Source organism: Providencia sp. PROV130, assembly GCF_028482225.1.
Taxonomy (GTDB): Bacteria; Pseudomonadota; Gammaproteobacteria; order Enterobacterales; family Enterobacteriaceae; genus Providencia; species Providencia rettgeri.
On the sequence record NZ_JAMPQC010000020.1, the window covers coordinates 165,640 to 179,481 of the forward strand.

Consider the following 13,842-nt stretch of genomic DNA (forward strand, 5'->3'; position numbering starts at 1 on the left):
AAAGGTTCCTAATGAAAGCACCAAAAACAGCGAAAAATAAGAAACAAGAAGAAAGTACCAGCTTTGTCCGCTGGCGCTTTATTTTGCTGTGCGGATGCATTGTCTTGGCGTTAGCAGGGTTGCTGACGCGGGTGGCTTATCTGCAAATTATCGCACCAGAGAAACTGGTGAAAGAAGGCGATATGCGCTCTTTACGAGTGCAAGAAGTCGCAACTTCCCGAGGCATGATCAGCGACCGAGAAGGACGGCAACTGGCGGTGAGTGTGCCAGTTAATGCGATTTGGGCTGACCCCAAAGAAGTGTTTGAAAAAGGGGGGATCAGCAATGACGAGCACTGGAAAGCATTAGCGGATGCCCTTGAGATCCCACTAGAACAAATTACCAGCAAAATATCGGCCAATCCAAGAGGCCGTTTTGTGTATTTAGCGCGTCAAGTTAACCCATCTATTGGCGATTACGTTAAAAAATTAAAAATACCCGGTATTTACTTACGTAAAGAGTCTCGTCGTTATTATCCATCAGGCCCAGTTACCGCTCACTTATTGGGGGTAACAAATATTGATGGCGAAGGCATTGAAGGCGTTGAGAAAAGCTTTGACCGTTGGTTAAAAGGTGCACCGGGTGAACGTACAGTTCGCAAAGACCGTAATGGGCGAGTGATTGAAACGATTTCCTCCATTGACAGCCAAGCTGCGCATAATCTGACATTAAGTATTGATGAACGCATTCAATCCATTGTTTACCGCGAATTAACACGTGGTGTACAGGAAAATAAAGCTGAATCGGGCGTGGCAATTTTAGTGGATGTTCATACCGGTGAAATTTTAGCAATGGCAAATAGTCCATCCTATAACCCAAATAATTTAACGGGTACATCAATGGATGCGATGCGTAACCGTGCTATCACCGATATTTTCGAGCCCGGCTCAACAGTGAAACCCATGGTGGTCATGAGTGCGCTACATAACAAAATTATTAAAGAAAACTCAGTAATTAATACTTATCCATATCGTATTAGCGGTCATGAGATCAAAGACGTAGCACGGTATGCTGAACTAACAATTACTGGGATTTTACAGAAGTCGAGTAACGTAGGTGTTTCAAAGCTTGCGTTAGCGATGCCTGCCACTGAGCTGGTGGATGTGTATAGCCGCTTTGGGTTTGGCAAGCCGACTAATCTGGGGTTAGTCGGGGAAAGTAGTGGCATCTTTCCAAGTAAAAAAACACGGTGGTCTGATTTAGAAAGGGCCACCTTTTCTTTTGGCTACGGGCAAATGGTAACACCGTTACAGTTAGCGCGAGCCTATGCAACTATCGGTAGTTTTGGTATTTATCGGCCATTATCTATCACGAAGGTTGACCCTCCTGTGTCAGGAACTCGTGTTTTTCCTGAGCCGATCATGCGAACAGTGGTTCATATGATGGAAAGTGTGGCTTTACCCGGAGGCGGGGGAGCACGAGCAGCAATTAAAGGCTATCGCATTGCTATTAAAACAGGGACTGCGAAAAAAGTGGGTCCTGAAGGGCGTTACGTTGAGAAATATTTAGCTTACGCCGCGGGTGTGGCTCCTGCGAGTAACCCACGCTATGCGTTAGTGGTGCTCATCAATGAGCCCAGTGCAGGTAAATACTACGGTGGTGCGGTATCTGCACCGATATTTGGTTCAATCATGGGAGGGGTTCTACGGTTGATGAACGTTGAACCCGATGCATTGCAACCAAATGAACAAAATGAAATTGTAAATAGTCAAAAAGAGGTTAAAAGTGGCAGATCGTAATCTTTGTGATCTACTCTCACCCTTTGGTGTGAGCACAACTCCAATCTCACTGCGTGAGATGACGCTAGACAGTCGAAAGGCTGCCGCGGGCGATCTGTTTATTGCAATAAAAGGCCATCAATCAGATGGGCGACACTATATTCCTCAAGCAATTGCTCAAGGGGTTTCTGCTGTGATAGCGGAAGCGGAAGGTGAAGCTGTTGAAGGTGAAATTCGTTTCGTTCATGGCGTCCCTGTTATTTATTTAAATGACCTGAATAATCGTTTATCAGCCCTTGCGGGGGAGTTTTATCAGCAGCCATCAGCAAATATGAAACTCGTTGGTGTGACGGGTACAAACGGTAAAACAACGACGACACAATTAATTGCTCAGTGGGCTCAAGGGCTAGGGGAGACTAGCGCTGTAATGGGAACCGTGGGTAATGGTCTATTAGGCCATGTGTCGCCAAGCGAAAATACTACCGGCTCTGCGGTAGATATCCAACTTGAATTGACTCAATTATTGAACCAAAAAGCGACATTAACAGCGATGGAAGTATCTTCCCATGGCTTAGTGCAAGGCCGAGTTGCTGCCTTACAGTTTGATGCCGCTGTATTTACTAATTTAAGCCGTGATCACCTTGATTATCATGGCGATATGGAAAGCTATGAAGCCGCAAAATGGCTGTTGTTTTCCACGCATAATACAAAATCGCAAATCATCAATGCGGATGATGCTATTGGCTTGAAATGGCTACAACGTTTGCCTCAGGCGTGCGCAGTGACCATGGAAAACCGCATTCCAAATGATTGGCAAGGCCCATGGTTAAAAGCCACTGAAGTTGAATATCACGATAAAGGCGCAACTGTCCATTTTGATTCCTCATGGGGAAATGGGCGCTTTGAAAGCCCGTTGATGGGCGCGTTTAATGTCAGCAACTTATTAGTGGCAATGGCAACTTTACTGATGATGGATTATCCGTTGGATAAACTGTTGGCTGCTACCTCTTCATTATCACCAGTATGTGGGCGTATGGAAGTGTTCAGTGCACCGAATAAACCGACAGTCGTCGTTGATTATGCACATACTCCGGATGCCTTAGAAAAAGCCTTAGCGGCAGCACGCTTACATTGCAAAGGTCAATTATGGTGTGTATTTGGTTGCGGTGGTGACCGTGACAAAGGCAAGCGTCCACTAATGGGGGCCGCTGCAGAAGAATATGCAGATAAAATCGTGATCACAGACGACAACCCGCGCAGTGAAGACCCTATCGATATTATTAATGATATTATGGCGGGCTTATTAGATTCCAGCCGTGCTTTGGCCATACCGGGTCGTCCAGAAGCCGTGACAAACACCATTTTGCAGGCATCTCCTGATGATGTGATTGTGATTGCAGGTAAGGGTCACGAAGATTATCAAATTATTGGTCAGCGCAAGTTAGATTACTCAGACCGTCTAACGGTGGCTCGTTTGTTGGGAGTAGTCGCATGATCCCTTTAACACTCGCTCAACTGGCACAAATTACCCAAGGGCAGATTGAATCTGCTCCAGACACCAATGCAATGGTTAGCGCGGTGAGTACGGATAGCCGCAAAATTACTGAAAATTGCCTATTTATTGCGTTAAAAGGTGAACGCTTCGACGCCCATGATTTTGCGCAGCAAGTCGTTATGGCGGGCGCTAAGGCGTTACTCGTTGAGCGCAAACTGGAAGTGGATTGCCCACAAATTATCGTGAAAGACACGCGTATTGCAATGGGCCAACTGGCTGCATGGGTTCGTCATCAGAGCAGAGCACGAGTGGTTGGTTTGACGGGGTCTTCAGGCAAAACATCCGTCAAAGAGATGACTGCATCCATTTTATCTGAGCGCGGTAAAACCTTATATACTGCAGGTAATTTAAACAACGATATTGGTGTGCCTTTGACGCTATTTCGTTTAACCCATGATGATGATTTCGCGGTGATAGAAATGGGCGCTAATCATCCAAATGAAATTGCCTACACAACCAATATCGTCAAACCAGAAGCCGCATTAGTTAACAATTTATTTGCTGCCCACTTAGCGGGTTTTGGTTCACCGGAAGGGGTTGCTAAAGCGAAAGGTGAAATTTATCAAGGTATTCCAGAAGAAGGAACTGCAATTGTTAACCTTGATAGCTACAGTGAAAAGTGGCAGTTTCAGCCACGCCAAACTGTTTGGTATTACTCACTAACATCACAAGCAAAAGCAGATTTCTATCCTTCTGATATTCAAGTGAACCAGCTGACAACGGATTTTGTGCTGCACACGCCAGTCGGTCGTGTCGATGTCACGTTACCACTGCCGGGCATGCACAACATCGCTAATGTGTTAGCGGCGAGTGCATTAGCCATTTCAGTCGGTGCTAGCCTCGATAATATTAAAAATGGCTTAGCGAAAACGAAGTCGGTACCGGGGCGGTTATACCCTGTGCGCTTAGCGGAGCACAAAGTGGTTTTAGATGACACTTATAACGCAAATGATGGCTCGATGATCGCAGCAATTCACGTTCTCGAAAAAATGCCAGGTTACCGCATCTTAGTGGTGGGGGATATGGGTGAACTGGGCGATTATGCAGAAGATTGCCATCAGCGTGTTGGTGTTGCCGCTAAACAGGCTGGGTTAGACAAAGTATTCAGTGTTGGTCAATTAAGTGAGTTGATTAGCCAATTTAGTGAATGTGGTGAGCATTTCACCGTGAAAGCAGATTTATTAACCCGACTAATTCCGCTAGCGCAGCAGAAGGACGTTGTTTCTATTTTAGTTAAAGGTTCACGCAGTTCCGCGATGGAAGATGTTGTGAATGCATTGAAGGAGTGCTTCGAATGTTAGTCTGGCTTGCCGAAATGTTGGTCCACAAGTTTTCTGTTCTGAACGTCTTCTCTTATTTGACGTTCAGGGCCATTGTCGGTTTGCTGACGGCACTCGCCATTGCTCTGTGGATGGGGCCTCATTTAATTGCCTATTTACAAAAAATGCAAATAGGCCAAGTCGTTCGTAACGAAGGGCCTGAGTCTCATTTTAGTAAGCGTGGAACCCCAACCATGGGCGGGTTATTGATTTTATTCTCAATCACCGTTTCAACTCTGTTATGGGCTCGCTTAGACAACCCTTATGTTTGGTGTGTACTGCTCGTGTTAGTAGGGTATGGCATTGTCGGTTTTGTTGATGACTACCGTAAAGTGGTACGTAAAGACACTCGTGGTTTAATCGCGCGTTGGAAATATTTCTGGCAATCCGTCATTGCGTTAATTGTTGCCTTTTCCATGTACGCGATTGGTAAAGACACCCCAGCAACGCAGCTAGTGGTGCCATTTTTCAAAGATGTGATGCCACAACTGGGCATGCTGTATATTTTGCTGACTTATTTTGTGATTGTTGGAACCAGTAACGCAGTAAACCTAACAGATGGTTTGGATGGCTTGGCTATCATGCCAACGGTATTTGTCGCTGCAGGTTTTGCATTAGTGGCATGGGCAACAGGTAATGTTAATTTTGCCAGTTACTTACATATTCCATTTTTACCACATGCAGGTGAATTAGTGATTGTCTGTACTGCCATTGTGGGGGCAGGGTTAGGTTTTCTGTGGTTTAACACATATCCGGCTCAAGTGTTTATGGGGGATGTTGGCTCATTGGCACTTGGTGGTGCACTCGGAACTATCGCTGTATTACTGCGCCAAGAGTTTTTATTAGTGATTATGGGTGGTGTGTTCGTGGTTGAGACATTGTCCGTTATTTTACAAGTCGGTTCATTTAAATTGCGCGGGCAACGTATTTTCCGCATGGCACCAATTCACCACCATTATGAATTGAAGGGTTGGCCAGAACCTCGCGTTATCGTGCGCTTCTGGATTATCTCATTAATGTTAGTCCTCATTGGGCTGGCAACCTTGAAGGTGCGTTAAGATGGTCGATTATCAGGGTAAGAACGTCGTTATTATTGGGCTGGGGATCACTGGCCTATCTTGCGTTCATTTTTTCCTTGCGCGCGGCGTTGTGCCTCGCGTTATGGATACCCGTGCAGTGCCTCCGGGAGTAGATAAACTCCCTGCGAGTGTGGAATGCCATAGTGGCAGCTTGAATAATAGCTGGTTACAGGCAGCCGATTTAATTGTCGCGAGCCCAGGGATTGCGTTGGCAACACCTCAGTTGCAGGAAGCGGCAGAAAATGGCATCGAAATTGTGGGTGATATCGAATTGTTTTGTCGTGAAGCCGATGCACCGATTGTCGCCATTACAGGTTCAAATGGTAAAAGTACCGTCACGTCATTGGTTGGTGAAATGGCTAAAGCTGCGGGTATTTCAGTTGGTGTTGGTGGCAATATTGGTACGCCAGCACTTTCATTACTCAATGCAGGGCATCGTCTATACGTTTTAGAACTTTCCAGCTTCCAATTAGAAACCACTTCAAGTTTAGAAGCGACCGCCGCGACAGTCTTAAATATTAGTGAAGATCATATGGACCGATATCCATTAGGTCTAGCGCAGTATCGTGAAGCGAAATTAAAAATTTATCACAATGCCAAAAACTGCATTGTTAACTTACAAGATGCACTGACCTTACCCGCGAATCATACTTTGGAAGAATGCATTAGCTTTGGCTTAAATAGTGGTGATTATTTCTTTGATACTCAAAAACGGGTGTTAGTGGCTAAAGGAAAAGAGCTGCTTGATGTCAATGAGATGCACTTAACTGGCCAACACAATTACCTCAATGCGTTAGCCGCGTTAGCACTGGCGGATGCCGTGAGTATTCCTCGCCCAGCTTGCCTTCAAGTATTGAAAGGCTATGCGGGGTTAGCGCATCGTTTCGAGTTAGTGTTATTCAACAACGGTGTACGCTGGATTAATGACTCCAAAGCTACCAATGTTGGAAGTACTGAAGCGGCGTTAAATGGGTTACATGTGGACGGCAACATCTACTTATTATTAGGTGGTGATGGCAAGTCAGCTGACTTTTCACCATTAAAACAATATATTGCTGCGGATAACTACCGTTTATATTGCTTTGGCCGTGATGGCAAAGAATTAGCGGATATGGCACCTGAAAAATCAGTTTTGACTGAGACTATGGAACAAAGCTTACGCCAAATTGCGCCTCAACTAAAAGCAGGGGACATGGTGCTGTTATCCCCTGCGTGCGCTAGTTTGGATCAGTTTAAAAGTTTTGAGCAGCGTGGAACTGTCTTTGCTCAATTAGCCCAGGAGCTAGGTTAATGACGATACCGGGTGCGATGCGTTTAAAAAATTGGGTCATTGGTGAAAAAAATGGCGTGATTTCAGGCTCAACGCTTTACGACCGTACATTGGTGTGGTTGGCATTCGGTTTAGCCGCGGTTGGTTTTATTATGGTCACCTCTGCGTCCATGCCAGTTGGCCAGCGCTTAACCGAAGACCCGTTTTATTTTGCTAAGCGTGATGTGGTGTATATCGTTATCGCATTTATTTTAGCGCTAGGTGTTATGCGTATTCCGATGGCGGTTTGGGAGAAGTACAACTTCATATTGTTGATGGCTTCTCTTGGCATGCTAGTCGTGGTGTTGGTAGCAGGGAGTTCAGTTAACGGGGCATCACGCTGGATAGACATCGGCTTGGTGAAAATTCAGCCGGCAGAAATTTCGAAATTTACGTTGTTTTGCTACGTATCCAGTTATTTAGTGCGTAAATCTGATGAAGTCAGAACCCGCTTTCTTGGCTTTATCAAACCGATGTGTATTTTGATTGTTATGGCGTCCTTGCTTTTATTACAACCCGACCTAGGGACAGTTATCGTCTTAGTGGTTACCACTCTCGGGTTGTTGTTTTTAGCAGGAGCAAGGTTAGCCCCCTTTATTATTGGTATTGCCGCTTGTGCGGTGGGGGTATTGGCTTTGATTTGGTTCGAGCCGTACCGCTTACGTCGAGTCACGTCATTTTTGAATCCATGGGATGACCCGTTTGGAAGTGGTTATCAGCTAACTCAATCTTTAATGGCCTTTGGTCGTGGTGAAGTGTTTGGGCAGGGGCTTGGAAACTCAGTACAAAAATTAGAATATTTGCCAGAAGCACACACAGACTTTATTTTCTCGGTTTTAGCTGAGGAGCTCGGGTACTTTGGCGTTGTATTGGTTCTGCTGATGGTCTTTATGTTGGCATTTAGGGCAATGATGATCGGCCGTCGCGCATTGATGTCAAACCAATTATTCGGTGGTTATTTGGCTTGTTCTATTGGTATTTGGTTTACCTTCCAAGCATTAGTTAACGTTGGCGCCGCATCAGGCATGTTACCAACAAAAGGTTTAACACTACCGCTAATTAGTTATGGTGGTTCGAGTTTACTGGTGATGGCTGCCGCCATTGCGATATTACTGAGAATTGATTTTGAAACACGCCTTGAAAAAGCGCAGGCGTTTGTAAGGAGCACTAAATGAGTCAGGCAAAGAAATTACTCGTCATGGCAGGCGGAACCGGAGGGCATGTTTTTCCGGGGTTAGCCGTGGCTCATTATTTGCAGGCTCAAGGCTGGGAGATTCGTTGGTTAGGTACGGCTGACCGAATGGAAGCTACATTAGTGCCGAAACATGGTATCGATATTGAATTCATTCAAATTTCGGGCCTCAGAGGCAAAGGTATTGCAGCGCAACTGGGGGCGCCATGGCGTATTTATAAAGCGATTCGCCAAGCTAAAACAATTATTAAGCGTTATCAACCGGATGCCGTATTAGGCATGGGGGGCTATGTTTCGGGGCCCGGTGGTATTGCAGCATGGCAATGCGGTGTACCTGTTGTGCTTCATGAACAAAATGGTATCGCGGGTTTAACGAACAAATGGTTATCTCGAATCGCAAAAAGAGTATTACAAGCCTTTCCGGGGGCATTTCCTAACGCACCAGTTGTCGGTAATCCAGTACGTGAAGACGTTTTAGCACTACCTACACCACAGGTTCGTTTAGCCGGTCGAGAAGGCGCTATACGCGTATTAGTTGTTGGTGGTAGCCAAGGGGCTCGAATTTTAAATCAAGTGATGCCGTGTGTTGCTGAAAAAGTAGGCAAACAGTTAAATATCTGGCATCAAGCGGGAAAAGGCAGTAAGGAATCGACAGAAGCATTGTATAATGAGCATATGCAAGTTTCAGTCAATTCTGAGTATAAAGTTACTGAATTTATTGATGATATGGCGCAAGCTTACGCATGGGCAGATATTGTTGTCTGTCGGTCAGGTGCATTAACGGTGAGTGAAATTGCAGCCGCAGGTTTACCGGCTATTTTTGTGCCTTTTCAACATAAAGATCGTCAACAATATTGGAATGCATTACCGCTAGAAAAAGCGGGAGCGGCTAAAATTTTAGAACAATCACAATTTACCGCAGATGCTGTGGCGAGCTTATTAGATCAATGGGATAGAAACGAATTACTCTCAATGGCCGAAAAAGCGCATAGCTGTGCAATTACAGACGCAACAGAGCGAGTTGCTACCGTGATTTGCGAAGTGGCTAAATAATATTAGCCATAATTGATACCGAATTAATTAGAAGCGAAGAAATATAGTGAATACACAACAATTAGCGAAATTAAGAACATCAGTGCCAGAAATGAGAAGAGTTAGGCACATCCATTTTGTCGGCATCGGCGGTGCTGGCATGGGTGGTATCGCTGAAGTGTTGGCAAATGAAGGCTATGAAATTAGTGGTTCAGATTTAGCACCGAATGCAGTGACTCAACAACTAACCGCATTAGGGGCAACGATTTACTTTAATCACCGCCCAGAGAACGTTGAAGACGCGAGTGTTGTTGTCGTATCAACGGCTATCTCGAGTGAGAACCCTGAAATTCAAGCCGCCAAAGAATTGCGTATTCCTGTTATTCGTCGTGCAGAAATGTTAGCTGAATTAATGCGTTACCGTCATGGTATTGCCGTTGCAGGTACCCACGGGAAAACGACCACTACAGCAATGATTTCTGGGATTTATGCACAAGCAGGTCTTGACCCCACATTTGTGAATGGGGGGTTGGTTAAATCAGCAGGAACGCACGCGCGTTTAGGTAGTAGCCGTTACTTGATTGCAGAAGCCGATGAAAGCGATGCATCGTTTTTACATTTGCAACCGTTAGTTGCGGTTGTGACAAATATCGAAGCTGATCATATGGATACTTACCAAGGTGACTTCGATAATTTAACGAATACATTCATTAATTTCTTGCACAATCTGCCGTTCTACGGGCGTGCAGTAATGTGTATTGATGACCCTGTCATTCGTTCGTTACTACCTAAAATTGGTCGCTACATTACTACTTATGGTTTTAGTGAAGATGCGGATGTGCGTATCACGCAATATGAGCAAAAAGGAAATCAAGGCTTTTTCACCATTGCTCGTGAAAATATGCCAGAGCTGACTGTGGTTTTAAATGCACCGGGACGTCACAATGCGCTCAATGCGACAGCCGCAGTCGCAGTTGCCACAGAAGAAGGTATTGACGATTTACATATTTTATCTGCACTAGTTGAGTTTCAAGGTACGGGGCGCCGCTTTGATTTCCTAGGAAACTTCCCTTTGCGTAATGTGAACGGCAAAGACGGTGAAGTGATGCTAGTCGATGACTATGGCCACCACCCAACAGAAGTTGACGCAACAATTAAAGCCGCGAGAGCCGGTTGGCCAGATAAACGCATTGTTATGGTATTCCAACCGCATCGTTATACCCGTACTCGTGACTTATACGATGATTTTGTGAATGTTTTAGGGCAGGTAGATGTATTGCTAATGCTAGATGTCTATTCTGCGGGTGAAAAGCATGTACCGGGGGCAGATAGCCGCTCATTGTGCAGAACAATTCGTGGTCGAGGTCAGATTGATCCTATTTATGTTGCCGATAGTGAACAAATTCCGCATATATTAGCTCAAACTCTTGATGAAAATGATTTAATTTTAGTTCAAGGCGCAGGAAATATTGGTAAAATAGCTAAAAACCTAGCCGATGCAAAATTACAGCCACCGATGGTTGAGGAATAAAAATGACAGAGAAAGTTGCGGTTCTATTAGGAGGCTCATCTGCTGAACGTGAAGTTTCACTTCAGTCAGGAAATGCTGTGCTAGCGGGGTTACGCCAAGCAGGTATTGATGCTCATCCTATTGACCCCCAAGATTTCCCTGTAGAAACATTGAAAGATGCAGGTTTTAATAAAGTTTTTATTGCATTGCATGGCCGAGGTGGTGAAGACGGTACATTACAAGGGTTGTTAGAAACACTAAACCTCCCTTATACCGGTAGTGGTGTTATGGCTTCAGCGCTGAGTATGGATAAGCTGAGAACAAAACAATTATGGCAAGGTGCAGGGTTAAGTGTATCGCCATATGTTTACTTAACAAAGCAGCAGTATAAGCAGGTATCGCATGAGCAAATTGTTGCTAAAGTGCAATTGCTAGGGCTACCTCTGATTGTGAAGCCTAGTCTAGAAGGTTCTAGTGTTGGCATGAGCAAAGTTGATATCCTAGAGTCATTGCCGGCGGCATTGGACCTCGCGTTTCAATTTGATGAAACGTTGTTAATTGAAAAATGGCTGAGTGGCCCGGAGTTCACGGTTGCAGTGTTGGGAGATAACACTTTGCCGTCAATTCGTATTCAACCACCGGGTATTTTTTATGACTACGAAGCAAAATATTTATCTGATGAAACTCAATATTTTTGCCCAAGTGGTTTAGGTGAACAGCTCGAATCTGAGCTCGCAGAATTAGCACTGAAAGCTTACCAAGCCGTTGGCTGCGAAGGCTGGGGACGAGTTGATGTAATGCAAGATAATGATGGTCAATTTTATCTGCTGGAAGTTAATACATCACCGGGTATGACAGGCCATAGTCTAGTACCGATGGCAGCTCGACAGGCTGGTATGAGTTTTTCACAGTTAGTTGTACAAATTTTAAAATTGGCTCGTTGATATGTCACAAGCAGCACTAAACGTTAGGCATCATAATCAGAATAATGACGAGGATCCACGTTCAGGACCGAGTAATGGCGCATTTTTAGGTGGGTTATTTTTCTTCCTATTTGTGCTTGGCACTATCCTCTGGAGTGGTTGGATGGTGATGACTTGGATGAAAGATGCTGACAGGCTGCCGATGTCTAAACTGGTGTTAACGGGGGAGCGCCATTACACCAAAAACGATGATGTCAGAAAGGCCATTTTAGCGTTAGGGCAGCCGGGGACATTTATGACCGTTGATGTCAACGCTATCCAGAACCAAATAAGCATGATGCCATGGGTACGCCAAGTGACGGTGCGTAAACAATGGCCAGATGAATTGAAAATTCACATTGTTGAATACCGCCCATTCGCTAGGTGGAATGACCAAAACATGGTAGATGAACAAGGCAGAGTATTTAACTTGCCAGTTAGCGAAAATGGTAAAGGGGATTATGTGTTGCTGTATGGGCCACAAGGTAGCCAAAAAGATGTCCTTAAAGAATTTGCAGTTTTTAAGAACACGTTAGCAGCACATAACCTAAAGTTAAAATCATTATCGATGACAGCCAGAAATGCATGGCAAATTATTTTAGACAACGATGTTAGAATCGAATTAGGTAAGAAAGATGTGTCAGAGCGGTTAAATCGGTTCCTTGAACTGTATCCGCTTTTGCAGCAAACAACGGATAAACGCGTTGACTATGTTGACTTACGTTATTCCAGTGGTGCTGCGGTGGGCTGGGCGCCACTATTGGTCGATGCTCCACCGGAGTTACAATAAAGACGATGACTAATAACAAAAATTAGGCAGAAAAAATGATTAAAGCAACGGACAGAAAATTAGTGGTAGGCCTTGAAATTGGAACTTCCAAGGTATCAGCCCTTGTTGGCGAAATTCTGCCCGATGGTATGGTTAATATTATTGGGGTGGGAAGTTGTCCATCTCGTGGAATGGACAAAGGTGGCGTAAACGACCTTGAATCAGTGGTAAAATGTGTACAAAGAGCCATTGATCAGGCCGAATTAATGGCCGATTGCCAAATTTCATCGGTTTACCTTGCACTATCGGGTAAGCACGTCAGTTGTCAAAATGAGATTGGTATGGTGCCAGTTTCAGAAGAAGAAGTGACGCAAGAAGATGTTGACAGTGTTGTGCATACAGCAAAATCGGTACGTGTACGTGATGAACACAGAATTTTGCACGTAATACCACAGGAATTTGCAATAGATTACCAAGAAGGGATTAAAAACCCAGTTGGTCTATCGGGTGTACGTATGCAAGCAAAAGTTCATTTGATCACCTGCCATAACGATATGGCGAAGAATATCGTCAAAGCCGTTGAACGTTGTGGGTTAAAAGTTGATCAGCTTATTTTTGCCGGTCTCGCTGCAAGTTATAGCGTTTTAACGGAAGATGAACGTGAATTAGGTGTATGTGTCGTCGATATCGGTGGCGGCACAATGGACATGGCGGTTTATACTGGCGGGGCTTTACGCCATACGAAAGTGATTCCATATGCAGGCAATGTGGTGACAAGTGACATCGCATATGCGTTTGGAACACCACCCAGTGATGCAGAAGCCATTAAAGTTCGCCATGGTTGTGCAGTCGGTTCTATCGTCAGTAAAGATGAAACCGTCGAAGTACCAAGTGTTGGTGGGCGACCACCAAGAAGTTTACAGCGTCAAACCTTAGCAGAAGTGATCGAGCCAAGGTATACTGAGCTGTTAAACTTAGTAAATGAAGAAATTTTAAATTTACAGGAACAGTTGCGTCAACAAGGTGTCAAACACCATTTGGCTGCTGGTATCGTGTTGACAGGTGGAGCCGCACAAATTGATGGTCTAGTTGAATGTGCGCAAAAAGTGTTTCATACGCAAGTCCGAATTGGTACACCGCTCAACATTACAGGCTTAACGGATTATGCGCAGGAGCCATATTACTCAACAGCAGTAGGGCTTCTGCATTACGGTAAAGAAAGCCATCTAGGCGATGATACCGAGACAGAAAAACGTGCATCAGTTAGCGGTTGGTTCAGTAAAGTGACTAGCTGGCTGAGAAAAGAATTTTAATTTTGATAAAGAAGCATATTATTAGCTTCAAAAGTAGTAAGCACA

11 protein-coding genes are annotated in these 13,842 nt (G+C 44.7%); all 11 read left to right on the forward strand.

Annotated elements, in window-relative coordinates; genetic code table 11:
- The first annotated feature begins 11 nt into the window (after positions 1-11).
- From ftsI to ftsA, 11 genes are read left to right on the forward strand one after another with little or no spacing between them, the layout of a single operon-like run.
- Positions 12-1,778: a peptidoglycan glycosyltransferase FtsI gene (gene ftsI, locus PSF28_RS14715; RefSeq protein ID WP_210837407.1), complete on the forward strand. Its 1,767-nt coding sequence runs from the start codon at positions 12-14 to the stop codon at positions 1,776-1,778.
- Positions 1,765-3,252 carry a UDP-N-acetylmuramoyl-L-alanyl-D-glutamate--2,6-diaminopimelate ligase gene (gene murE / locus PSF28_RS14720; RefSeq protein WP_210837405.1) on the forward strand — a complete coding sequence of 496 codons (1,488 nt, stop codon included), beginning with the start codon at positions 1,765-1,767 and terminating at the stop codon, positions 3,250-3,252. Before ftsI ends, murE begins: the two co-directional genes overlap by 14 nt.
- Entirely contained in the window at positions 3,249-4,613 is a 1,365-nt protein-coding gene (murF, locus tag PSF28_RS14725) for a UDP-N-acetylmuramoyl-tripeptide--D-alanyl-D-alanine ligase (RefSeq protein WP_210837403.1), read from the forward strand. The genes murE and murF overlap by 4 nt, the downstream gene beginning before the upstream one ends.
- Positions 4,607-5,689 carry a phospho-N-acetylmuramoyl-pentapeptide-transferase gene (gene mraY / locus PSF28_RS14730; RefSeq protein ID WP_004262035.1) on the forward strand — a complete coding sequence of 361 codons (1,083 nt, stop codon included), beginning with the start codon at positions 4,607-4,609 and terminating at the stop codon, positions 5,687-5,689. Before murF ends, mraY begins: the two co-directional genes overlap by 7 nt.
- 1 nt (position 5,690) lies before the next feature.
- Positions 5,691-7,001: a UDP-N-acetylmuramoyl-L-alanine--D-glutamate ligase gene (gene murD, locus PSF28_RS14735; RefSeq protein ID WP_272685256.1), complete on the forward strand. Its 1,311-nt coding sequence runs from the start codon at positions 5,691-5,693 to the stop codon at positions 6,999-7,001.
- The gene (gene ftsW / locus PSF28_RS14740) at positions 7,001-8,194 is read left to right on the forward strand and encodes a cell division protein FtsW (protein WP_109912942.1); all 1,194 of its coding nucleotides are present in this window, start codon (positions 7,001-7,003) and stop codon (positions 8,192-8,194) included. The genes murD and ftsW overlap by 1 nt, the downstream gene beginning before the upstream one ends.
- Positions 8,191-9,264: an undecaprenyldiphospho-muramoylpentapeptide beta-N-acetylglucosaminyltransferase gene (gene murG, locus PSF28_RS14745; RefSeq protein WP_210837399.1), complete on the forward strand. Its 1,074-nt coding sequence runs from the start codon at positions 8,191-8,193 to the stop codon at positions 9,262-9,264. Before ftsW ends, murG begins: the two co-directional genes overlap by 4 nt.
- A 46-nt stretch (positions 9,265-9,310) precedes the next feature.
- Positions 9,311-10,774 carry a UDP-N-acetylmuramate--L-alanine ligase gene (gene murC, locus PSF28_RS14750; RefSeq protein WP_210837397.1) on the forward strand — a complete coding sequence of 488 codons (1,464 nt, stop codon included), beginning with the start codon at positions 9,311-9,313 and terminating at the stop codon, positions 10,772-10,774.
- Positions 10,775-10,776: 2 nt separating this feature from the next.
- A complete protein-coding gene (locus PSF28_RS14755; protein ID WP_272685257.1) occupies positions 10,777-11,697 on the forward strand; it encodes a D-alanine--D-alanine ligase in 921 nt (306 codons plus the stop codon).
- A gap of 1 nt (position 11,698) precedes the next feature.
- Positions 11,699-12,505: a cell division protein FtsQ gene (gene ftsQ, locus PSF28_RS14760; protein ID WP_210837393.1), complete on the forward strand. Its 807-nt coding sequence runs from the start codon at positions 11,699-11,701 to the stop codon at positions 12,503-12,505.
- A gap of 35 nt (positions 12,506-12,540) precedes the next feature.
- The gene (gene ftsA, locus PSF28_RS14765; protein WP_210837392.1) at positions 12,541-13,797 is read left to right on the forward strand and encodes a cell division protein FtsA; all 1,257 of its coding nucleotides are present in this window, start codon (positions 12,541-12,543) and stop codon (positions 13,795-13,797) included.
- Positions 13,798-13,842: the final 45 nt, after the last annotated feature.

Coding starts and splice junctions, on each gene's coding strand:
- ftsI (WP_210837407.1), top strand. CDS start 12: ATGAAAGCACCAAAAACAGCGAAAAATAAGAAACAAGAAGAAAGTACC.
- murF (WP_210837403.1), top strand. CDS start 3,249: ATGATCCCTTTAACACTCGCTCAACTGGCACAAATTACCCAAGGGCAG.
- mraY (WP_004262035.1), top strand. CDS start 4,607: ATGTTAGTCTGGCTTGCCGAAATGTTGGTCCACAAGTTTTCTGTTCTG.
- murD (WP_272685256.1), top strand. CDS start 5,691: ATGGTCGATTATCAGGGTAAGAACGTCGTTATTATTGGGCTGGGGATC.
- ftsW (WP_109912942.1), top strand. CDS start 7,001: ATGACGATACCGGGTGCGATGCGTTTAAAAAATTGGGTCATTGGTGAA.
- murG (WP_210837399.1), top strand. CDS start 8,191: ATGAGTCAGGCAAAGAAATTACTCGTCATGGCAGGCGGAACCGGAGGG.
- PSF28_RS14755 (WP_272685257.1), top strand. CDS start 10,777: ATGACAGAGAAAGTTGCGGTTCTATTAGGAGGCTCATCTGCTGAACGT.
- ftsQ (WP_210837393.1), top strand. CDS start 11,699: ATGTCACAAGCAGCACTAAACGTTAGGCATCATAATCAGAATAATGAC.
- ftsA (WP_210837392.1), top strand. CDS start 12,541: ATGATTAAAGCAACGGACAGAAAATTAGTGGTAGGCCTTGAAATTGGA.